This window comes from Streptomyces sp. NPDC054783, from assembly GCF_053611725.1.
In genome coordinates, this window is record NZ_JBSHAY010000001.1 from 905,746 (window position 1) to 926,350 (window position 20,605).

17 protein-coding genes and 1 pseudogene are annotated in these 20,605 nt (G+C 69.7%); 11 read left to right on the forward strand and 7 right to left on the reverse strand.

From position 1 onward, the window contains the following. Positions 1–305: 305 nt before the first annotated feature. From ACWGJ5_RS04205 to ACWGJ5_RS04230, 6 genes and pseudogenes are all read left to right on the forward strand, one after another. Positions 306–935 (forward strand): hypothetical protein, encoded by a 630-nt coding sequence (locus tag ACWGJ5_RS04205; RefSeq protein ID WP_453308220.1) that lies wholly within the window; start codon positions 306–308, stop codon positions 933–935. A 1,089-nt stretch (positions 936–2,024) separates the two neighbouring features. Further along, positions 2,025–3,416 (forward strand): hypothetical protein, encoded by a 1,392-nt coding sequence (locus tag ACWGJ5_RS04210; protein WP_453308221.1) that lies wholly within the window; start codon positions 2,025–2,027, stop codon positions 3,414–3,416. Continuing rightward, complete coding sequence (locus ACWGJ5_RS04215) at positions 3,413–5,437, forward strand: hypothetical protein (protein WP_453308222.1); 2,025 nt, start codon at positions 3,413–3,415, stop codon at positions 5,435–5,437. Before ACWGJ5_RS04210 ends, ACWGJ5_RS04215 begins: the two co-directional genes overlap by 4 nt. A gap of 57 nt (positions 5,438–5,494) precedes the next feature. Further along, positions 5,495–5,896 carry a hypothetical protein gene (locus ACWGJ5_RS04220; protein ID WP_453308223.1) on the forward strand — a complete coding sequence of 134 codons (402 nt, stop codon included), beginning with the start codon at positions 5,495–5,497 and terminating at the stop codon, positions 5,894–5,896. An 86-nt stretch (positions 5,897–5,982) separates the two neighbouring features. Beyond that, positions 5,983–6,494: pseudogene (locus ACWGJ5_RS04225) on the forward strand (ATP-dependent DNA ligase); the annotation flags it as partial. A gap of 3 nt (positions 6,495–6,497) precedes the next feature. Continuing rightward, on the forward strand, positions 6,498–6,950 hold the full coding sequence (locus tag ACWGJ5_RS04230; protein WP_453308287.1) for a hypothetical protein: 453 nt from the start codon (positions 6,498–6,500) through the stop codon (positions 6,948–6,950). A 33-nt stretch (positions 6,951–6,983) separates the two neighbouring features. Here the strand turns inward: ACWGJ5_RS04230 and ACWGJ5_RS04235 are convergent, their stop codons facing one another. Further along, a complete protein-coding gene (locus tag ACWGJ5_RS04235) occupies positions 6,984–7,931 on the reverse strand; it encodes a GlxA family transcriptional regulator (RefSeq protein WP_453308224.1) in 948 nt (315 codons plus the stop codon). 289 nt (positions 7,932–8,220) lie between these two features. On the opposite strand from ACWGJ5_RS04235, the gene ACWGJ5_RS04240 reads away from it, so the two are divergent. Together ACWGJ5_RS04240 and ACWGJ5_RS04245 are read left to right on the forward strand one after the other, a co-directional pair. Further along, the gene (locus ACWGJ5_RS04240) at positions 8,221–9,021 is read left to right on the forward strand and encodes an alpha/beta fold hydrolase (RefSeq protein ID WP_453308225.1); all 801 of its coding nucleotides are present in this window, start codon (positions 8,221–8,223) and stop codon (positions 9,019–9,021) included. Positions 9,022–9,169: 148 nt separating this feature from the next. Further along, positions 9,170–10,216 carry a nuclear transport factor 2 family protein gene (locus tag ACWGJ5_RS04245; RefSeq protein WP_453308226.1) on the forward strand — a complete coding sequence of 349 codons (1,047 nt, stop codon included), beginning with the start codon at positions 9,170–9,172 and terminating at the stop codon, positions 10,214–10,216. On the opposite strand, the gene ACWGJ5_RS04250 is transcribed toward ACWGJ5_RS04245, so the two are convergent. After that, positions 10,209–11,828 (reverse strand): amidohydrolase, encoded by a 1,620-nt coding sequence (locus tag ACWGJ5_RS04250; protein WP_453308227.1) that lies wholly within the window; start codon positions 11,826–11,828, stop codon positions 10,209–10,211. The genes ACWGJ5_RS04245 and ACWGJ5_RS04250 overlap by 8 nt on opposite strands. A 145-nt stretch (positions 11,829–11,973) precedes the next feature. Here ACWGJ5_RS04250 and ACWGJ5_RS04255 point away from each other — a divergent pair, with 145 nt between their 5' ends. After that, a complete protein-coding gene (locus ACWGJ5_RS04255; RefSeq protein WP_453308228.1) occupies positions 11,974–12,942 on the forward strand; it encodes an Lrp/AsnC family transcriptional regulator in 969 nt (322 codons plus the stop codon). Between the two features lie 374 nt (positions 12,943–13,316). On the opposite strand, the gene ACWGJ5_RS04260 is transcribed toward ACWGJ5_RS04255, so the two are convergent. After that, complete coding sequence (locus ACWGJ5_RS04260; protein ID WP_453308229.1) at positions 13,317–14,216, reverse strand: MBL fold metallo-hydrolase; 900 nt, start codon at positions 14,214–14,216, stop codon at positions 13,317–13,319. An 882-nt stretch (positions 14,217–15,098) separates the two neighbouring features. On the opposite strand from ACWGJ5_RS04260, the gene ACWGJ5_RS04265 reads away from it, so the two are divergent. After that, complete coding sequence (locus ACWGJ5_RS04265; RefSeq protein WP_453308230.1) at positions 15,099–16,520, forward strand: HEAT repeat domain-containing protein; 1,422 nt, start codon at positions 15,099–15,101, stop codon at positions 16,518–16,520. A 282-nt stretch (positions 16,521–16,802) separates the two neighbouring features. After that, on the forward strand, positions 16,803–17,012 hold the full coding sequence (locus ACWGJ5_RS04270; protein WP_453308231.1) for an integrase core domain-containing protein: 210 nt from the start codon (positions 16,803–16,805) through the stop codon (positions 17,010–17,012). A gap of 79 nt (positions 17,013–17,091) precedes the next feature. On the opposite strand, the gene ACWGJ5_RS04275 is transcribed toward ACWGJ5_RS04270, so the two are convergent. The 4 genes from ACWGJ5_RS04275 to ACWGJ5_RS04290 all read right to left on the reverse strand — a co-directional run bounded on the left by ACWGJ5_RS04275 (position 17,092) and on the right by ACWGJ5_RS04290 (position 20,507). Beyond that, the gene (locus ACWGJ5_RS04275; RefSeq protein ID WP_453308285.1) at positions 17,092–17,700 is read right to left on the reverse strand and encodes a TetR/AcrR family transcriptional regulator; all 609 of its coding nucleotides are present in this window, start codon (positions 17,698–17,700) and stop codon (positions 17,092–17,094) included. 211 nt (positions 17,701–17,911) lie between these two features. After that, positions 17,912–18,757 carry a roadblock/LC7 domain-containing protein gene (locus ACWGJ5_RS04280; protein ID WP_453308232.1) on the reverse strand — a complete coding sequence of 282 codons (846 nt, stop codon included), beginning with the start codon at positions 18,755–18,757 and terminating at the stop codon, positions 17,912–17,914. After that, positions 18,754–19,197 carry a hypothetical protein gene (locus ACWGJ5_RS04285; RefSeq protein WP_453308233.1) on the reverse strand — a complete coding sequence of 148 codons (444 nt, stop codon included), beginning with the start codon at positions 19,195–19,197 and terminating at the stop codon, positions 18,754–18,756. Before ACWGJ5_RS04285 ends, ACWGJ5_RS04280 begins: the two co-directional genes overlap by 4 nt. A gap of 743 nt (positions 19,198–19,940) precedes the next feature. Beyond that, the gene (locus ACWGJ5_RS04290) at positions 19,941–20,507 is read right to left on the reverse strand and encodes a PadR family transcriptional regulator (protein WP_453308234.1); all 567 of its coding nucleotides are present in this window, start codon (positions 20,505–20,507) and stop codon (positions 19,941–19,943) included. Positions 20,508–20,605: the final 98 nt, after the last annotated feature.

The window sequence follows — 20,605 nt, forward strand, 5'->3', positions numbered from 1 at the left end:
TGTCCTCATCGGCCTGTACCAGCTGGGCGATCACCGGCACGCGGTTCCCGCCGGCCTTCGGTTACGCGCTGTTGAGCTGTCAACGGGCTATCGTCCACCGTCATGTCGATCACGGATTGGCGGGTGCACTTCACCCGTCGAGACCTGGCCTGGCCGGGCGAACCAACCTCGCTCATGCGGGAGTTCAGTGCCTTGTTTGCCGGTCTCGAGCAGGGATTGGACAAGTTGGGTATACCCAAGGGGCAGCCGTTCCTGATCAGTCCAGCGGGCGGATACGACGTGGCGCTGAACCGGTACTTCTCGGTATGGCTCGCGTCTTCACCGTGGAACACCAAGCCGCTCATGCCCGGGACCTGCGTGCGTTCTTCGACTTCCTGTGGTGCGCACGTGGCCAGCGTGACTGGCGCGAAGCGACCCTGTACGACCGGGCGGCGTACGAGTGGTGGCGGCGTCGCGACGACCAGGGGCCTCGTCTCGAAGACGCCAGCTGGGACCGGGAAGTATCCACGGTCAACCAGTTCCACCTGTGGGCGATCGAGCAGGACCTCGTCCGGGCCTATCCCATCCGGCAGCGCGCGGCCGCGGTGTGGTCGCCGTGGCGGCGCGGGGCAGGCGGCGGCATGGTGCGGCAGGTGCCGGCCGAGGCTTCGCACACGGGGCCGCGGCGAGAGGTGAAGTGGCTGCCACCAAGGTCGTATCGGCTGTGGCGCAATGTCGGGCTGTGCGGCTTCGACTTGAAGGAGATGCCGCCGCGCGGATTCCACGGGAGGTGGGCGGCCCGGAAACGCGGCGTACGCCGACTCGATGGTCCGTACGGGCCTGCGGTTGTGCGAGCACTCGGCGCTGACGGTGTTCGATCTGCCGCAGCTGCCGCCTGCTGCGTCCTGGATCGTAAACGCGCGGGCGGTGCTGCCGCACGCGATCTCCAAGGGTAGGTCGGGGCGGGCGGTGTACTGGCCGGTGTCGGTGCTGCGGGACGTACGCGACTACATGGAGTGGGACCGGGCCGAGATGATCGACTACGGGCGCTCGCGCGGCTTTTACATTCCGAAGCGCCGGTCGTTGCTGGTGCAGGACCCGGCCGTTCCCCGGGTGCGGCTCGGTGGCCGGTGGGTGCCGGTGGCCCGCCTGGTTGCGGATGAGCGGCGCGGGCTGCTGGTGGCGACGGCTGATGGCGGGTGGGATCCGGCGATGGTGTGGCTGAATCAGTGGGGGTTGCCAATGACGATGTCGGGGTGGAAGCAGGTCTTCGCCGACGCCAATGCACGCTGCCGCGCTCAGGGCGTAGATGTCGGGGCGACTCCGCACATGCTTCGGCACTCATACGCGGTGATCACGCTGGAGTTGCTGAGGCGAGGCCATCTGCAGGCGCTGGGCGAGATGAACGAGCAGCAGCGGCTGACGCATCAGCGGGTGTTCGGTGATCCGCTGAACTGGGTGCGGATCAGGCTCGGTCACCGGTCGGCGACGACCACGGCGCTCTACTTGCACACCTTACAGGAGCTGGAGATGCGTACCCGGCTGGAGCTGGTGCCGGAGGGGCGTGGGAGCCGGTGGGCTTTAGTGAGGAGGGCTGGCTGGAGCGGTCGGCGGTGGCAGCGTGAGCGAGGTGGCTCCGCGTGCGGGTCGCGGCCGTGCGGCGGCCGTGCCCGACGGCTTCTACGAGCCGCCTCCGACGGTGGAATTCCCCGAGGACGGCGGTGCGCCGGTGGTGCGGTTCACCGTGGAGGACGGCCGCGAGCGAGTGTTCCGGTTCGAGGAGTTGCCGCTGCCGGGGATGCACCGGGACTTCGCGCACGCGCTCGGGGTGCGGATCGGTCCTGGCGGTGGGCGCCGCACGCAGCGGGCGGCGAGCAGTCAGTGGCAGACGATCAAGCGGTTCCTGCTGCTTCTGGACGGGCTCGCGGTAGCGCCGCCGGGGGTGGAGGAGCTGCGGGTGCGTCACCTGGAGCGGTACCTGATGGCCCGGCGGCAGCTGCGGGGAGAAGTCCGCCCGACGCAACCTGAAGGACCTGCTGCGCATCGTGCGCGTCCTGCCCGGTCAGGACCGGCTGGACAGCGCCGTGGTGGACTACGCCGGACGGCCCGGGCACGGCGTGGATGCCCAGCAGGTGTCGCGTCCGGGGTACTCCGATCGTGAGTTCCAGGCCATCAGGACCGCCGCCCGCTCGGACGTGGCGGCCATCCGCGACCGGATCACGGCGGGCGAGAGTCTGCTGGCGCGCTTCCTCGACAACGACGAGGACCTGTCGGCCGCCGAGCAGGAGCAGGGGGCGCGGCTGGAGGCGATGGCGACGACGGGCCGGGTCCAGGTCGACTACCGAGGGCTGACGGCGGGCGAGTATCCGGCGGCGTGCTACGCGCAGGCGCGGCAGCTGTTCGTGGTCGACCCGGACCTTGCACCGCTTTTCGTCTATGCGGCCGTGCTGAGCGGGCGCAATCCGGAAACGCTGAAGGAACTGCCTGCTGAGCACCGGCTGTTGGAGGAGCACGCGGTGGCGGTCACACTGACCAAGCGCCGCCGGGGCAAGGCCAACTCCCGTACGACGGTCCACTGGAGCGTGGATCCGGACCGGGAGCTGCGGACAATGAGCAGCTTCTACCTTCTGCTGCACCGGCTGATGGGCCGCAGCCGGACGTTCTCCGGGACCGGGTCGGTGTGGTCGATCTGGGCGGGCAACGGCCGCGGCGCTGTCCGGCACGCTGCCACCGGCGGGCACATCGGTCCGTTCGATGCCGAGCTGGCCCGCAAGCTGAAGCTCGGGGCGTGGGCCGAACGGCACGGCCTGGTCGGCGACGACGGCGCCCCGTTGCAGATGATGGTGACGCGCATCAAGAAGACGGTCGAGGTGCGCACGGCGAAGCAGGTCGGAGGACATCTGCCGTCCGCGCGAGTGACGAACACGGCTGACACCTCCTTCACCCATTACCTGCGAGCGGACCCGTTCGTCGCCGAGTGGGCGGCCGATGTGCTCACGGAGGCGATCACCGACGCCGAGGAGAGCGCCCGTGCGGTGGTCGTCCGCCTGGGTGGCGGATCGGTCGCCGCGGTGCCGACTCGGGTGCGCGGGCAGGCGGCCGCGGGCGAACTCGACACGCTGGCTTGTGCGTGCACCGACATCGAGCACGGACCGGACGGAGGACGGTGCCGGCAGTCGTTCCTGACCTGCTTCCGCTGCCCCAACTCCCTTGTGATGGAACGGCACTTGCCCGCCCTCCTTGCCCTGGCCGAGGCCCTGCGCGAGGACCTTCAGCGGCGTGACGCCGAGCAGTGGACGGCCCGGTACGGGGCAACCTGGCAGATCCTCACCCGCGACATCCTGCCCCGCTTCAGCCCGGCCCAGCGCACCGCAGCCCAGCAGGCACAGCCCCACCTGATGCTCGATCTTCTGGACGGGCCGAAAGAATGGTCATGACACTTCCAGCAGAAGCCCCCGCACACCGCGCCGCCGTACCCGAGGACACCTTGGTCCTGGCCACCCGTCCGCTGCGCCCCGAAGTCCGGCTGGAAGAGACCTCCCGGTACGGCGATGACGTATGGACGCTGACACCGGCGTGGCTGCGCGCCGACCGCAAGTCTCTCCGGCTCGATTTCGCCCTGGTCCCCCGTGCACACCGGGACACCGCCAAGCTCCTGTTCTACGCCCTGCTGATCGAGGACACCCCGCCCGGCGAGGAGCCGATCACGATCTCCAGCGCCCGCGCCTATTTCACCTGCGTAAGCCACTTCCTGGTGTGGGCGCAGGGCAGCGGGCTCACCCTGGCTCAGCTGACGGGCGACGACCTGGACGCCTACCACGGCGAGCTGACGGGTCTGCGGCTGTCGGTCAGCGGGGTGCTGCGCCACCGCCGTGCCGTGCGGATACTGTGGGCCTACCGCTCGCGCCTGACCGACCACCTTGGGCAGGACCCGCTGCGGCGCTCGCTGTGGCAGGCGTGGGCGCGCGCTCATCCCCGGCGGTATGACGAGAACCTCACCGACCGTATCCCCGAGCACGTCATGGGGCCGTTGCTGAGCTGGGCGCCGCGCTGGGTGGATGACCTCGCCGAGGACGTGCTCGCGGCGCGAGCCGAGCGCGACGGCATGGATGCCCGCTCCCCGGTGCACCCCGATCCGCTTGTCGCCCCGCGGGCCGTACTGGACGACTTCCGCCGGTGCGGACAGCCGCTGCCGGCTGCACCCGCCCGGCCAGCGTCCGGGCGGCAAGGCGAGGACGTGGCGGCGAACTTCTCCTACCTGGCCAGGCTCGCAGGTCATCCGCAGTGCCGGTTCGGCAAGGTCCGCCCCCGACGGCTGAGCGAGGAGGCGGCCCGCGACCTCGGCGTGGACACCGACTCCCCGCTGCACTACCGCGTGAAGGCGCATGTGGATGGGCAGCGTTGGCTGGAGCGGATCTCCTACTACGACGTCGGCCAGTTCGAACGTCTGCTGCAGGCGTCCTGCTGGATCGTCATCGCCTACCTCTCCGGCATGCGCGACTCCGAGATCAAGCATCTGCGGCGCGGATGCGTGAGCGCGCAGCGCGAGGCCGGCGGCAGCATCTACCGCTACCGGCTTCACGGCCTGGCCTTCAAGGGCGAAGGCGTCCATGGCGCGGCGGCCACCTGGATCGTCACCGCTCCCGTCGCCAGGGCGGTCGCCGTCCTCGAACGCTGCCAGCCGGCCGACAAGCCCTACCTGTTCGCGCACCCGCTCAAATGGGCGAATCATCAGCGCCATCACATCGCCGGTCGCGTGCGCACCAGCGCCACGACCATCAAGGACATCACCGCGCTGGCCAAGTGGATCAACGCCTACTGCGCCGCCCGGTCACGCGTCGATGTGATCCCCGAGGACAACGGACGTCTGCCGCACCTGACACCCCGGCAGTTCCACCGCACCCTGGCCTGGTTCATCGCCCGCCGTCCCGGCGGCTCCATTGCCGGCGCCCTGCAGTACCGCCACCAGTGCATCCAGATGTTCGAGGGCTACGCCGGCACCAGCGACTCCGGCTTCCGCGACGTGGTCGAAGCCGAAGAAGCCTTCGCCCGCGGCCAGTTCCTCGCCGAGATGGGCGCCGACAACGACCGGCCCGCCCTGACCGGTCCCGCCGGCGCGGAGGCCGAAGCCCGGCTCGCCGAGCTCGCCCGCCACACGGTTTTCGACGGCCAGGTCGTCACCGATGAAGCCCGCCTGCGCCGCATCGTGGCCCGCCACGACACCCACCTGTACCCGGGGACCTTCGTCACCTGCGTCTACAACCCCGACCGCGCCCTGTGCCGCACTCCCATGGGCCCCGCCGGACAGCCCGTCCTGGCTGACTGCCAGCCGCTGGCCTGCCGCAACACCGCCCTCACAATCCGCCAACCGGGAGGCCCTTGCCGCTCATCTCGCCCAGCTAGAGGACGCCCTGGCCGACGGCGACCGCCTCGCCCCCTACGTCCGCCACCGCCTTGAGGAACAGCACCATGCCACCGCCGCGTTCCTCACCCGCCACGGCCCGGAGCCCGCCGAGTGAAACGTGCCCTGCCCGACACCGACACCGTCAAGGCCGCCATCGACACCGTCCTTCAAGAGGCGTCCGCCAATGGCAGGCGCCCGACCGTGACCGCCATCGAGCGGCGCCTCGGCATCCCCCACGCCACCTTTCACCGCCACTACGCCGACCTGATCGACTCCCACTTCCGGCCCCGCCTCCCCGCAGCCCGGGCCGAGACGCGCACGGACCGGCCAAAGACCGACGAGAGGAAGGAGGCGAACCTACGCCGGCTGCGGCAGGAGAACGCCGACCTGCGCCGCACCCTCGCCCTCTACGAAGAGGCCATCCGGCAGTTCACCCTCGAGAACGACGCCCTGCGCGGCGGCGCCACCGTCGTTGCCCTGCCCAGCCGAACCTCCCCGCCATCACGGCCCTGACCCGGGCCATCGGGCCGCCCAGCGAGCGAGGACGGGCGGCAGCGCGTAGATGTGACGGTGTGGCCCTGACCCCTCCGATCACACCGATGCTCGCCGAAGCCCGGCGGCAGCTGCCGCCGGATGAAGCACTGCCACGGAACTGGGTCGCTGAACAGAAGGCCGACGGCTTCAGGACCATCCTCTTCGCCCGTCCCGACCTGGTCATACTCCACTCACGCCAGGGCACGGACCTCTCCGGCGCCTTCCCTGACATCGTCGCTGCGGCCACCGAGTTGAGCGAGGCGCTCGTGCTGGACGGTGAGCTCGTCGTACCGCACGAGGGACGGCTGCACTTCGGAGAACTGCAGCGCCGCGCGCGCCGCCGGGGCCGCAGCGCCGTCCAGGCCGCCGCCGAACGCCCCGCCTACCTGATCGTCTTCGACGTCCTGGAACTCGACGGCACGCACTGCTCGTCCGGCCCTACCGCGAACGGCGCGCGATCCTGGAGGACCTCTTCACCCGCGACGTCCTCGCGGCGCCGTTCACCCTGTGTCCCGCCACCCGCGACCGGGCCACCGCACTGCACTGGCTGGACCTGGGAGCCGTCGGCATCGAAGGGGTTGTGATCAAAGGCGACGAACAGCCGTACCTGCCCGGCAAACGGGCCTGGATCAAGGTCCGCTCCCGCACCACCTCCGAGGGGCTGATCGGCGGGGTCGCCGGGGCGCTGACGGCTCCATCCACGTTGCTGCTGGCCCGGTACGACGCGGTGGGCCACCTGCGGCTGGGCGCCCGCACGACCCCGTTGCCCACTGTCGTACGGCGCGAGCTCGCACAGCGGCTGCATCCTGCTGCCCTCGATCACCCTTGGCGAGGGCGACGCTTCAGTGCTGGCTGGGGCACCCGCGGCGAGTTGGATTACCACCCCGTACGTCCCGACCTGGTGGTGGAGTTCCTCGCCGACACCGCCGTCGATGATGGCCGCTACCGTCACCCAGTGCGGTTCCTGCGGCTTCGAGGGGACCTCACGCCTGGCGACGTGACGCCGTTCGACTCCGGCTTGTCTGGACCGTGATCGGGCGAGAGGCTGGTTGCCCGAACCGCGTCGTCAGGCGGCCTGGTGCTGGAAGGTGCGGCGGTAGGCCGTGGGTGTGATGCGGATGGCGTCTCGGAATCGGGCGCGCATGTTGGCGCCGCTGCCGAGGCCGCAGCGGAGGGCGATCTGTTCCACCTGGAGGTCGGTGGTCTCCAGGAGTTCGCGCGCTCGGTTGATGCGGGCGGTCACCAGCCATTGGTGAGGGCTGACGCCTGTTTCCTGGCGCCACAGGCGGGTCAGGGTGCGGGGGGAGACGCCGGCGTGGTTGGCGAGGGTGGGGATGCTGAGGTCTTCTTCGAGGCTGCGCAGGGCCCACTCACGGGTGTGGGCGAGCGTGGTGGCCTGGGGGTCGGGGAGGCTGGTCATGATGTATTGGGCCTGTCCGCCGTCGCGGTGCGGGGCGGCGACGATCTCCCGGGCGATGTCGTTCGCGACGGCCGCACCGAGGTCTTTGCGGACCAGGTGCAGGCACAGGTCGATGCCGGCCGTGACGCCCGCGGAGGTCAGGATCGTGTCGTTGTCGATGTAGAGGACGTTGCGGTCGACGCGCAGCCGGGGGTAGAGCTCTTCGAGGTCGTCGGCGCTGGCCCAGTGGGTGGTGACGGTGCGGTCGTCGAGCAGTCCGGCGGAGGCGACGGCGAAGGCGCCGGTGCAGATGGAGGCGATACGGATTCCTGCGCGGCCGGCGAGCCTGAGCGCGGCCCTCACTCGTGGGAGCGGAGGGCGCCGGAAGTCCTCGAATCCCGGGACGATGATCGTGTCCGCGTCGGCGAGCGCTTCGAGTCCCGCGGTCAGCCCGAGGGTGAACCCGGCGCTGGTGGTGACGGCCTCCTCGGTATCCCCGCACACGGTGAGCTCGTAGGGGGTGTTCGGGCGGGCGTTGAAGATCTGCGTGGGGATCCCCAGATCCATGGGCAGCACGCCGTCGACCGCCAGAACCATGACTCGATGCTTGTCCATGGCCGCAATATTACGCCCGGCGCCCCTATCGCAGGGAGTGCCAGTAAGCCGCCACGCTCTGCCAGAAGGGATGCCAACGGAGTAAGACTGCTGCTCAGGCTGCACTACATGCGGCTGGAAAGCGATGGCTCATCTGCAGCATCCTGGCCCAAAAAATGCGGATGCTGGCATATGAGCCGTGGCTCGGAAGGGAGGCACCGGAGCACGATCGGAGACGAGCGCGGGGCACCGGCTCCACACATCGGTGGAGCGGTCCGAGAGCCCCGGCCGTGGACGAGGAGAACTGATCATGACCGCGCAGAATGTGGTGGGCCGCTTCTTCGACGTGCAGAGCGGCCAGGTGTACGCCCACGTCCGCGAGGGTGACGGTCCGGCGCTGGTCTTCCTGCACTACTGGGGAGGCTCACGGCGCACCTGGATCCCGGTGCTGCAGCGGCTGGAGCCCAGGCAGGCCTACGTGGCCTACGACCACCGCGGATGGGGCGACTCCGCGAGCGTGCCGGGACCCTATGGCCTGGAGCAGCTTGCGGACGACGCGCAGCGCGTCATCGACGGGCTCGGGCACTCCGGCTACGTGCTCGTCGGGCACTCCATGGGCGGCAAGGTGGCCCAGATTCTGGCTGCACGCAAGCCCGAGGGCCTCAGGGGCGTCGTCCTCGTGGCGCCCGCGCCGCCCGCGCCGGTCGGGGTGAGCGAGCAGGCGCAGGAGGCGTTGTCCCACGCCTACGACAACGAGGAGGCGGTTCTCCAGAGCGTCGAGCTGATGCTGACCCACGGCGAGCTCACTCCCGAGCTGCGCCGGCAGGTCGTCGAGGACAGTCTGCGCGGCGGAGAGCAGGCCCGTCTCACGTGGCCGCGCCAGGGCCTGGTCCAGGACGTGTCGGCCGGCGTCTCGGCCATCGAGGTGCCGGTGCTGGTCCTCGCGGGCAGCCACGACAAGGTCGACCCGCCGACCGTGCTCGCCGACCACCTGCTGCCCCTGATCCCGACCGCCACGCTGACCGTCCTCAAGGACACCGGCCACCTCTCGCCCCTTGAGGTGCCCGACCAGGTGGCCGCCCACATCGGCGCGTTCGTCGCCCAGCTGTAACCACGGCACTCCAGCCGCACACCCCCGTGGAGCGATCAGCCCTCGCGCCACGAGCCGTGCAGCCCCACCCCCCATACCCCGGCACGCGCATTTGCCGGTCACCGTAGCGATGCGCCCCGGACTGGGGCCCCGACGAAAGAGACACACCTTGACCACCGACGCACAACTGTCCGTCTTCGAGCAGCTCGACCTCCCCGGCACGAGCCTCACCCACGACACCTACGCCTACGCGGCCCGGGTCACGCCCGCCTTCGTCTTCCATCACAGCGTCCGCTCCTACGTCTTCGCCCGCGCCCATGCCCTCAACAAGGGTCTGCGCGCCGGTACCGACTACGACGACGAGCTGCTGTTCGCCGCCTGCGTCCTTCACGACATCGGACTGAGCGAGGAGGGCAACGGCGACCAGCGCTTCGAGGTCGACGGCGCCGACACCGCGGCGGCGTTCCTGCGCAAGCACGGTGTCGAGGAACGGCGCATCGCCATCGCCTGGGACGCCATAGCCCTGCACACCTCGCAGGGCATCGCCGAGCGCAAGGGCACAGAGGTGGCTCTGTCCCAGGCGGGCATCGCCACCGACATCCTCGGAGCCCAGCGTGAGAACCTCCCGCCCGGCCTCGCCGACGAGGTCCACGCCCTGCTCCCGCGTCAGGACCTGGCCTACGGGCTCAGCGACGCCATCGTCACCCAGGCCCTGGCCAAGCCCCACAAGGCGTCCCCGATCACCTTCCCCGGCGAGCTGCTGCGCCGCCATCTCCCCTACGGCGCCCACCCCAGCTGGTACGACCTGATCGCCGCGGCCGGCTGGGGCGACAAGCCCGTCGGCGTCACCGCCCGGCGCCACGCCGAGACGCCTCAGCAGGTGGGGGCCCTGTTCATGGAGTACCTGGAGGCCGGCGACGTCGAGGGACTGGTGTCGCTCTACGAGCCGCACGCCCACTTCGTCCCCACCCCCGGAAATCACCTGGTGGGCACGGACGCCATCCGCGGGGCAATGCAGCACATGATCGACAGCGGCGCCCGCCTCAAGCTCGAACTGCGCGACATCCGGCCGGTCGGCGACGTCGCCCTGGTGTCGAACAACGCCACCCTCACCGGGGTCGGACCGGAGCCGGTGATCTCCACCACCACCGAGATCCTCCGACGCCAGCCCGGCGGCGGCTGGGTCCACGTCGTGGACGACCCGTTCTTCAGCTGACCGCGGCCGGAGTGACCAGGAGACCGCCGACGAAGGTGTGCGTGGGGCTGAGGTCACGCAGGGCGTCGCCTGGGCACTGGGCGGGGTCCTGGTCCCAGACGGTGAGGTCGGCGAGGCGGCCGGGGGTGAGGGCGCCGCGCAGGTGCTCCTCGCCGGTCAGGCGGGCGGCGCCCACGGTGTGCAGGGTGAGGGCTTCGTCGTAGGTGATGGCGTGCTCGGGACCCTTGACCCCGATGACGGTCTGCCGGGTGGTCATGCCCCAGATGGAGCGCATCGCGCCGAACTGGCCGACGGGGAAGTCGGATCCGGCGCTGACCTCGGCGCCCAGGTCGATCCAGCCGCGGGCGGGGAACAGCCGGGCGACGCGTTCCGGACCCCAGAAGCCCTCCTCAACCTCGGCGGTGTCGTGCAGCAGGGGCTGCTGGATGGTGACCGGGATGCCCAACGCGACGGCGCGGGCCTGCTGTTCGGGACCGGCCAGGCCGCCGTGCTCCATCACCAGCGTGCCGGCGGGCAGCCCGGGGTTGCGCTCAAGGACGCGCTCGTAGACGTCCAGGAGGGTGCGGACCGCGCGGTCGCCGTAGGCGTGGGTGCCGACTCGCCAGCCGCGTCGGACCACGGCCTCGACGGCCTCGACCAGCGCGTCCGGCTCCCAGATCAGCATTCCGGAGAAGGCGTGGTCGCAGGCGTACGGCTCCTCGGTGGCCCCGGCCTCCAGGCCGCCGTCGAGGCCGAACTTCACCCCCCACACCGACAGCCACGGGTCGCCGTTGTCACGCCACTCCTCTATGACGTCGAGCAGGTCCTCCACCTGGGCCGGACTGGTCAGTCCGAGCGCCGAGATCAGCGCCCGCACCCGGGTGCTGAGCGCCCCCGCCTCTCGGGCGGCCAGCAGCACCGCGTAGTCCTCGGGGGTGACCGCGCAGTCGCGTACGGTACCGATGCCTGTAGCGGCGTAGTCGCGGGTGGCCAGGCGCAGTCCGTCGATGCGCTCGGCCCGGTCCGGGGCCGGGAGCAGGTGCTCCACCAGGTGCAGGGCGTTGTCGATCAGCCGGCCGTCCAGTCTGCCGTCGGCGCCGCGGCCGATGGTGCCGCCCGGCGGTACAGGGGTGTCCTCGGTGATGCCCGCCAGGCGGAGCGCGTAGTGGTTGACGACGTCGTTGTGCCCGCCGCGCTTGACGAGGACCGGGTGCCGGTCGGTGGCCTGGTCGAGTTCGGCCGCGGTGGGCATGCGGCGCTCGGCCAGGTTGAGTTCCTGCCAGTTGGTGGTGGTGCGGATCCACTCGCCCTCGGGAGTGACTGCGGCCCGCCGCCGGATCAGGTCGAGGAACTCGGGGATGTTGCGGGCCCGGTGCACGGGGACGTCATGGGCACCGAGCGCCGCGAAGATCAGGTGGGTGTGGGTGTCGTCGAAGGCGGGCAGCACGGTGGCACCGGGCAGGTCATGGACCTGCGTGTCCGCGCTCACCAGGTGGTCGAGGCCGTGGGGGTCGGCGGACACGGCCGCGATACGGTCGCCGCGCACGGCCACTGCCCGCTGCACAGCCTGACCGGGCACCAGGGTGTGCACCGCACCCGCGCGGATCAGCAGGTCAGCTCCATGATCAGTCATCGTCTTCTCCCTCATCTCGAAGGTGCCGGATCCCGAACGAGTCGTCCGGCGACGAGACCGTTGTAGAAGGACCGCGGGGATTCACCGCCAAGCTGAAGGCTGCCGCGCGGAAAGTACGCCAGCACCCGGGCCTATCATGCGGATCATGCGACAGGTGCTCGATGAAACCGATCGGCGGATCGCGGCCGCCCTGGTCGCCTCGCCGCGTGCCTCCTGGCGGGAGGTGGCCCGCTGCCTGGGGCTGTCCGAGCGCACCGTCGTACGCCGTGTCGCCCTGCTCTACGCCGACGGCACCCTGCGCGCCACCGTCGTACGCAACCCGGCCCGCTTCCCGCACCTGATCCCCATCGCCCTTCGCATCCGCTGCCGCCCCAACAAGATCCGGCAGGTCGCCCAGGCACTGGCCCGCCGCCCCGACACCGTCTGGGTCGACATCCTCGGCGGCGGCGACGAGATCTCAACGATCTTCTTCCTGGAAGGTACCGAGACCCGCAACAACCTGCTGCTGCGCGACCTGCCCGCCACCGACGCCGTCGGCTCCTGGACCGCCCACACCCTGCTGCGCGTCTTCCCCACCGCCTTCCGCTGGACCGCCGGCCTCCTCTCACCGGCAGAACTGGCCGAACTCGCCCCCGACCCCGCGCCACCGACGACCTCGGCACCGTCCCACACGCCTGTCGACGTCGACACCGCGCTGATCGCCGGGCTGACCGAGGACGGCCGGGCCACCTACACCGACCTGGCCCGCCGCGCCGGCACCACCGCGCTCACCGCCCGCCGACGGCTCGAAGCCCTCCTGAAGAGCCAGGTGCTGCGCCTGGCCACCGAGCTCGATCTCGCACTGCTCGGCGCGCGAACCGAGGCATTGCTGTGGATCTCGGTACGGCCGGGAGCACTGCAGGAGACCGCACAGACCCTTAGCGCCCACCCGCACGTCCGGTTCTGCGCCGCCACCACCGGACCCGCCAACCTGATCGTCGCCGTCGCCGCCGCGAACCTCGACGCCCTGTACACCTTCCTCACCGGCGCCGTCGGCCCCTTGGAAGCGGTCACCGCCATCGACACCACACCGCTGCTGGCGACCGTCAAACGCACGGGCCTGATCCGACACTGACGAAGGTAACGACGGCCACGCACACGGCGTGGGTGTGAACTCACCGTCGGATCGGCCACATCCGGTTGGGGATCCACGACAGAGACCTCGCAGGGGGCCGTTGGCACTGGACAACGGCCAACAACAAACCCTGTCCATAACACCAGCATCATCGCGCGCCGGTAGCGCGCCGAGCTGGTGCTGCTCGGCGCACGATCTGCTGCGGCTTCTGCCTCTCCTGATCGGTCAGTCTGCGCATACGGTCAGGCTCGGCCACCGCGCCTCCAGCACTCGATCGGACGTCACCGCACACATCCAACCGCCACGGCCACCAAACCGGCGAAACCTGTGCGGCCACAGCACGGCGGCCGCACACGGGCGAGAGGGATGGCCTGTCAGGCTGCGGGGACGGGCAGCAGCCGGTAGACGTCCCCAGCTGTGATCACGCGCCCGGCGGTGGGCGGCGGGAAGTGGGTGCCGAGGACGAGGGTGTCCGTGTCGGCCAGGGAGCCGAGCAGTTGGCGGCGCGTGGCCTCCGACTGCAGCGGGTCGATGTCGACGCAGGCGCCGATGGCGGGGTGGGCGAGCTGGACCGGATGGTGGACGCAGTCGCCGGTGATCAGTGCCCTCTCACTCCCGCTGGTCAGCTCGACGGCGACATGGCCGGGGGTGTGGCCGGGCGTCGGCGTCAGCCGTAGGCCCGGGGCGATTTCCACGCCCTCGGCCGGGATGTCGATGAGATCCAGCAGACCCGCCTGCTCGACCGGGATCACGGAGTCGCGGAACATCTGCTCGCGCGGCTCGTCCATGTCGTACGTGGCCCAGAACTCCCGCTCGGTGCGGGAGGTGAGGTAGCGGGCGTCGGGGAAGGAAGGGGCCCATTCGCCGTTGACTTCCCGCGTGTTCCAGCCGACGTGGTCGGCGTGCAGGTGGGTGAGGATCACCAGGTCGACGGCGTCCGGGGCGAAACCGCCGTCGGTGAGGCGCTCCATGAAGTCGGTCTGCAGGTTGTGCCAGGCCGGGTTGGCCCGCTTCTTGCCGTTGCCGATGCCGGTGTCGACGAGAACACGCAGCCCGTCCACGACGAACGCGAAGCTGTGGCTGTCGAGGCGCAGGATGCCCTCGTTGTCGGCGAAGTGGGGCTGCAGCCAGTCTTGACCGGCCACCACCTCCGGGGTGGCGTCGGGCAGCAGCCACGGTCCGGTCGCGGGCGGCAGGAGGACCTCATCGATGCGGTGGACGGTGATGTCGCCCACGGTCCAGGCGGGGACAGGGGCAGTGGGGGAAGTCCGCATAATTCGTCGTTCCTCTGTTCTCTGCAGCGAATGCGTTCGGTCTCTACAACGAAGGTGTTCGTGTGCTCGACGCATTCGGTCGTCCGATGGGTGGGTTGCCCCGCGCAGTGACGCGGCGAGTGCCGGCAGCGGTTGATCGGCCTCCTCATAGCCCTGGCCATAGCTGTCGCCCTGGTGGTGGTCGTCGTCAACTCGCTGCTGGCCCACGGGTGGGTCCTGGCCGTCATCGGCGCACTCGCGGCACTGGCCGGCGGAACCTGGCTCAAGCAGAAGGAGCAGAGTCCACCAACAGCAGACGATAACGGTCGGCCGGCGGCCGATGGGCCGCGAACCCGTACCTCTCATCGCTTCCTTCCACAGAGAGGCTTGGCATGATCATGTTCGATCCTACCCACGGCGCCTTCGTGCCGTGGCCACGTCGGTGCGGGCGAACCGCTGATTGCCTGCGCCGTAGCCGTAGCCGTAGCCGTAGCCGTAGCCGTAGCCGACGCCGTCGGCGCCCGACTGCTACGTGTGGACGGCTACTGTCCGCACACTCAGCGATCCGCCACTCACTCCGTCGCACTCTCCATGAGCCAGGGGCGGTGGTCGGTACGGCCTCACGGTTGCTTTCACAGAAGAACACATCGGTGGGCGAATGTGTCGCCACCTCGCGGCCAACTGTGATGCTCAGAGTGGCCAACTGGCTTGCTCGGTCACACTTGTGACTGAGGGCTTCACTTGGCCACTGGGCGCGAGAGTCGGCCAGTCGTGTTTCGTGTTCGGCTTCTCGTGGGCAGGGTGCCGAGCGATGCCCCTCGGTGATCACAGCCCGTATTTCGCGCGCCCCGCGCGAACCCCGCACCCTACGATCACTCGGTACGGCTGCTGGAGGGGGCGGGAATGCGCAAGGACACCGAGGACGGGGCAGCGGCAGCGATGCGGCTCGCGGTAGATGCGCCGCTTCAGAGCACCCTTGATGTCACCGACCCCGGTGACTGGCTCGCGCTGGACGCAGGAGTGCGTGAGGTGGCCTGGTACCGTCCGCAGTTCCTGCCGGAGTGGGAGCACTCCGCCCCGCTGCCCGCCGACCTGACTCAGCTCGGCGAGTCTCGGCTCGCACTCGCCCTTTGCCACCGCGACGGGCGGATCCGTCAGGAGGCGGTGCGCCGGTCGGCCCGATACCCCGGTCTGCTGCCGTTGGTCGTGATCCGTTGCGCCGACTGGGCCGGCCCCGTGCGCGAGCGCGCCCGGCAACTGCTGTGCGAGGCCCTGGATGTCGACTCTGCCCTCGACCTCGCGCCGCTCATCCTCCGCGTCGGCCGCCGCGACAGAGGTGCCTTCTGCGTCGATGTGCTCGGGCAGGTCCTGCGCCGGGCATCCCACGGGCAGCTCGTTGCTCTCTTCGCTGACCCCGACCGCATCGTCCGGCGGTTCGCCTACCGGCTGGCCGTCGAGGGCCGGCTGCTCCGTCCCGCTGAGCTGGCCCGCGCGGCCGCCCGGGACGAGGACACCGTGGTCCAGGACCTGTGTGCCACTGCGGCGCTCACGGCTGTGGGGGATGAGGAGGCGTACGAGGATGTGCTGCCTCCACTGCTGTTCGCGCGCAGCCCGCGTACCCGTTCGGCCGGCGTCACCGCGCTGCGGCGGGCAGGGTGGTCAGAGCAGGCGGAGTCGTTTCTCAGCGACCGGTCCGCGCTGGTGCGTGCTTGCGCCCGGTATGTCGTACGACAGCAGGGAGGTGATCCGACGGCCTGGTACCGGGAGCGGTGCACGGCACCGGACGACCCCGAGTTGCCGCCCGGTGCGGTCATTGGGCTGGCCGAGTGCGGGGACCGTGCGGATGCCGGGCTGCTGTGGCCGCTGCTCGCCCACCCGGCGGCCGGGGTGCGGGCACGGGCGGTGGCAGGGCTGCGGGCACTGGACTGCGTGGATGTGAAGCAGTTGCGGCTGCTCCTCGACGACCCCGCCGCCGGTGTCGTCCGCGAGACGGCCGTCGCCCTGCTGCCCTCGGCAAAGGAACTGCCCGCCGACTGGCTACTGGAGCGCACCCGCTCCGAGCGGCCGCGGCACGTCCGCGTCGGCGCATTCCGGCTGCTCGACGCGCGCGGCGGCATCGTGGCGCTACGGGCGGCGGTCGGTCTGTTGGAGGACCCGGATCCGAAGCTGCGCACCTGGGCCGGGCAGTCCGTGCAGCGCTGGCATCCGTCGGCGGACGTGCGACGCTGCGACGCGGAAGTGGGGGAACTGCTCGACCGGAGCCGACACCTCTTCAGCGAGCACGTGCTGCGCCGGCGCAAGTGGGAGGCCGGGGTGGACAGCTGAGTATGCCTGGACGCGCACAGGGACCAGCAGGCCCCGATGGGCAGCGACGCCGGATACCGGCAGGACCGCGCCCACACACCCAGTCGGACGTATTGCGACTGAGTGCTTTGCCCGGCAAGTGAGCGCTTGAGTCGGCGGGTGAGCGTTTCAGTTGGCGGGGCGGCCTCGTCCCGGCTGCCGTGCACGCTGGCCACGTGCTGAATACTCCCGCGTGTTGGCGGCAGCGAGTACGCCTCGCAGAGGTTCACGGGGCCTGCTGCAGACTGGGCGTCACCCTCGTCCATGGGCCCCTTCGGCTCGTGCTGCGACAACGCGGTCGGCGAGGCGTCCAACAATGTGTTCAAGGTCGGGTACGTTCACCGGCACACCTTCGCCACCCGCGCCGAGGCCCGAATCCGGATCGCCACCGGGATCATCGACTTGTACAACCCACGTCGGCTGCACAGCGTGTGCGGTTGGAAGAGCCCGATCGACTACGAACACGACTACTGACTCGGCTTCGCCAAGGAGCCGGCTGCATAGGAAGGTCTCCACGAAACGGGGGACTGACACCGGAGGATCCTCGGTCTGATCAAGGCCGGCCCGCGTTGACAACGCTTGTGATCAATGTGCCTAGTCCTCCACCCGGCTTCTGGCCGGTACCAGTGTGGAGGGCTCTTCCCAGACCATGGCGGTCGGGTAGGAAGCCCATGGCCACCAGGCAGTTGATGAGCATTCCGTGCGCCAGGAAGGTCGTTGTCTCGATGTCGGCACCGAGTGGCAGATGCACGGCGTCCCGCAGACGCATCCACCCGTCCCGTACGGTTTCGCCGTACTCGTGGCCACCGGCTGCCTCCGCGGCGGCCACCGTGAGGAACACGTGCGTCTGCATCAGCAGACGCTCGGGCTGCTCGGAGACGACTTCGATGTATGCATGCGCCATGGCCTGCAGAGCCTCTTCGCCCTGCAAACCCTTCGAGGCCTCCTCGAAGGTACGGATCGTGTCGTGGAGGCAGCGTTCGGCCACCGCGAGGAAGATCGCTTTCTTTCCCGGGAAGAGCCGGAACAGATACGGCTGGGACACACCGACCCGCTTGGCGATGGCCTCCGTTGAGGTGCCGTAGTAGCCACCCCGCGCGAACTCACTCGTGGCCGCGCGGATGACGCTCTCACGCCGCTCCTCTGCGCTCATCCTGACCATGAGAAGCAAGTTAGCGGTTAATCACTAACTACGCCAAGGGGTACCTGGATTCACCGAAGGACCTCCTCGCAGAGCAAGACTGTTTCTGCCGGTAGGGAGCGTCACGCGGGTACGCAAGCCCTGGTCCTGGTCCTGGGGCAGGGTCCGCCCGTTCGTGATCACGAAGAGGGGCACCGGTGCGGAGGGCAATTCCAGTTCCTGGTCCTGCTCGTCAGGCATCGCCGCGTGCCTCCTCCGGAATCCGGCCCGCGCCCAGGCGGGGTACCACCTCGTGCAGACGCGCCGTGAACTCCTCGATGTCGGAGTCGCGTTCGGCAGCTGCGGCCAGGAAGGCGCTCCGGCCGGCCGCGATCAGGAAGATCCATCCGTGCTGGAACTCGATGACCGTCTGCCGCCACTCGGCGTCCTCCCGAACGCCCGCGAACTGTGACGTGGCCCGGCTGTAGGCGTGGATGCCCGTCATGGCCGCGCAGACCGTGTCCGCCAGATCCCGGTTCATCCCTGAAGTTGCCCCACGGGGCAGACCGTCGGACCCCAGCAGCACGGCGTGACGGGCGCCCTTCACGTCGGCGATCACCTCGTCGAGGCCGGCGAGCACGATTCCCGAACCTCCTGTCGTCGTGCGCCGGGCCGGTGGCCCGTCGGTCTCCTGGGCCGAGTCCTGTGTGTTCACCCGCGGCGGTGAGGTGAGATTGGTGCCCAGCCTGGCGACGAGCCGGTGCATACGGAAGGAGATCTGCTGCATGTCGACATCGGGCGCCGCGGCGGTGGCCAAGTAGGCCCCTTGCCCTGCTCCGATCAGGAAAATCCACGCGTGAGAGAACTCGATGATCGTCTGGTGCCACTGCCGGTCCTCCGACAGCCCGGCGAAGCGGGATGTGGCCCGGCTGAGCGACTGCAGCCCCGCCATGGCCACGGAGACAGCGCGCACATCCTTCGTGTGAAGGCCTTCCGTTGCTCCCCGGGGAAGGCCGTCCGCGGACAACAGAACAGCATGCCGGGCCCCGGGTACGTTGGTCACGATGTCCTCGAGCATCCACGACAGGTCTGCACTCATGCCTCTTCGGACCCTTCGATCGACGCGGAGCCGCGGGTGCGACCCGAGAGAGTGCCTCGCTGCAGTGCCCCAAGGCTGCGGCCGGAGGCGCGGCCGGCGTCCTCGGGCGTCCGCGACGGCGGCCGGGGGCCCTGGCTGTCGGAAACGCCGGCGACGGGCACCTGCCGTGCCCCGAGTTTCTTGAGGACTGCCTTGGCGCTCTCCTCCGTCGCCTCCTCGGCCTCCCGGATCGTGCCGTCTGGCTCCTGCGTGTACCTGTGGAACTCAGCCTGAGGGGAACTCAGTTGCCTCTCGACCTCGTTCTGCTGCTGTTTCAGTGCTTCCTCGGCCTGCCGTTTCCTTGCGCTGGGGGCTCTGTTGCGGTGGACGGGCACCATGACCCCGGCGACGTCTATCGCCGCGACCGCGACCAGGCACCACGCAAGGGTGTCTCGATTCATGGAAACCTTTCCCGGCGCATGAAGTGCAGACGTAGACGGATACGCTCCCCGCGAGAACCCGCGACACCGCTGGCTCAGGCACTCCTCCACCGCTGTTGCGGGGAGCGCAGGTCACCCTCAAGCCAGCGCCCGAAAAGAGTGAATCAAGGCTGCAGACGCGGGGATGCTACCACCGCGGACCGAGCCCCTGCGGGTGCGTCCCACGCCTCGGGATCACGTCAACTCGCTTCCATAACAAGGGAGTTGGTCTTGACTTACCGGGCCCCACCGATGAACCTTTCCGCAAGCGGCGGATGCCGGATCACTGACGTCATGGGACTCTCTGCAAGTCGTCTCGGCGGAGGGTATGACAACGGTATGAGCCGCGGCCGCATGCGACCAAAGACCTGGGCCAGCCCCGGCTGGCACATGTCGATCACGACCGGCGCCGCCCGCGCCCACGAACAGCAGACAGGTCAGCAGCGTCAGCGCCTACGGACTCCTCGTCGGTGAATTGGCCCGGCTCGGCGGCCCGTTCGGCCACGAGCGGGGAACGCTGGCCATGGTCGGCCAACATGCCGGGGTCCTCTGAACAACCACCCTGGCCGAGAATGGTAAGAGCCACTGGGCTCCCGGCGGGCAGTGGCGCGGCCGTGGACTGCCGTCGCGGAGGGTCGGCTTCTCCGTGTCCCGTGCTTGCGGCACCTGACGGCAGCACCTGTGGGACGGAGTTCGGGTCGGGGGGTGTGCGGTGTCGGCTTCCTTCACCCGCCCCGCTCGTGGGTGGCGGCATCTGGTCCCCCCTCGGACGTCGTATCGATCGGACCGAGGATGGCAGGAAGATCGTCCATCCAGGCGATGACTGCTTCTTCGTACCGGACTCCGAAGGCGAAAGTGGCGCGCTGGTAGGCGTCGGTTCCTCCCGTGCCAAGGCGCGCCTGGTAGGCCTTGAGGCGGCGTTGGTGCTCTGCCCGGTGATGGTCTACGTAACACTGCAGTCGGGCGCGGTCGAGATGACCACCGAAGGCGATCGTCAGGAGCAGGGGATAGCGGATCTGTTCCGCGCCCGGGGGCGTGGCGATCCAGAGTGCGAACGCCTCGCGTCCTTCGTCTGTGATGCGATAGCGGACGCGGGCGCGCGGTCCGGTCTCTCCCGCCGTCACCAGCCCGCGCTGCGCGAGGGCGGCGAGTTCCCGGTAGACCTGGCTGCGGGTGACAGTCCAGAAGCCGCCGACAACCTCCTCGGCGGTGGCGACGAGTTCGTATCCGCTTGCCTCGCCTGTGTGCAGGAACCCGAGAAGCGTGGCAGCCGTGGCGTTGATGCTGTCCATGAAGCCCTCCCTTGACACTCCACAGTGGACGGTACATGATGTCGGCCGTCGATAGTCCATTGTGGTCCGTCCACTGTGTCACGTGGGCGGGCCCCGGG

Bases quoted from the DNA above. Each gene is read 5' to 3' on its own strand.
- ACWGJ5_RS04285 (WP_453308233.1), bottom strand. From the start codon at position 19,197: ATGAATCGAGACACCCTTGCGTGGTGCCTGGTCGCGGTCGCGGCGATA.
- ACWGJ5_RS04235 (WP_453308224.1), bottom strand. From the start codon at position 7,931: ATGGACAAGCATCGAGTCATGGTTCTGGCGGTCGACGGCGTGCTGCCC.
- ACWGJ5_RS04290 (WP_453308234.1), bottom strand. From the start codon at position 20,507: ATGGACAGCATCAACGCCACGGCTGCCACGCTTCTCGGGTTCCTGCAC.
- ACWGJ5_RS04240 (WP_453308225.1), top strand. From the start codon at position 8,221: ATGACCGCGCAGAATGTGGTGGGCCGCTTCTTCGACGTGCAGAGCGGC.
- ACWGJ5_RS04275 (WP_453308285.1), bottom strand. From the start codon at position 17,700: ATGGTCAGGATGAGCGCAGAGGAGCGGCGTGAGAGCGTCATCCGCGCG.
- ACWGJ5_RS04270 (WP_453308231.1), top strand. From the start codon at position 16,803: ATGGGCCCCTTCGGCTCGTGCTGCGACAACGCGGTCGGCGAGGCGTCC.
- ACWGJ5_RS04250 (WP_453308227.1), bottom strand. From the start codon at position 11,828: ATGACTGATCATGGAGCTGACCTGCTGATCCGCGCGGGTGCGGTGCAC.
- ACWGJ5_RS04215 (WP_453308222.1), top strand. From the start codon at position 3,413: ATGACACTTCCAGCAGAAGCCCCCGCACACCGCGCCGCCGTACCCGAG.
- ACWGJ5_RS04255 (WP_453308228.1), top strand. From the start codon at position 11,974: ATGCGACAGGTGCTCGATGAAACCGATCGGCGGATCGCGGCCGCCCTG.
- ACWGJ5_RS04280 (WP_453308232.1), bottom strand. From the start codon at position 18,757: ATGAGTGCAGACCTGTCGTGGATGCTCGAGGACATCGTGACCAACGTA.
- ACWGJ5_RS04205 (WP_453308220.1), top strand. From the start codon at position 306: ATGGCTCGCGTCTTCACCGTGGAACACCAAGCCGCTCATGCCCGGGAC.
- ACWGJ5_RS04265 (WP_453308230.1), top strand. From the start codon at position 15,099: ATGCGCAAGGACACCGAGGACGGGGCAGCGGCAGCGATGCGGCTCGCG.
- ACWGJ5_RS04260 (WP_453308229.1), bottom strand. From the start codon at position 14,216: ATGCGGACTTCCCCCACTGCCCCTGTCCCCGCCTGGACCGTGGGCGAC.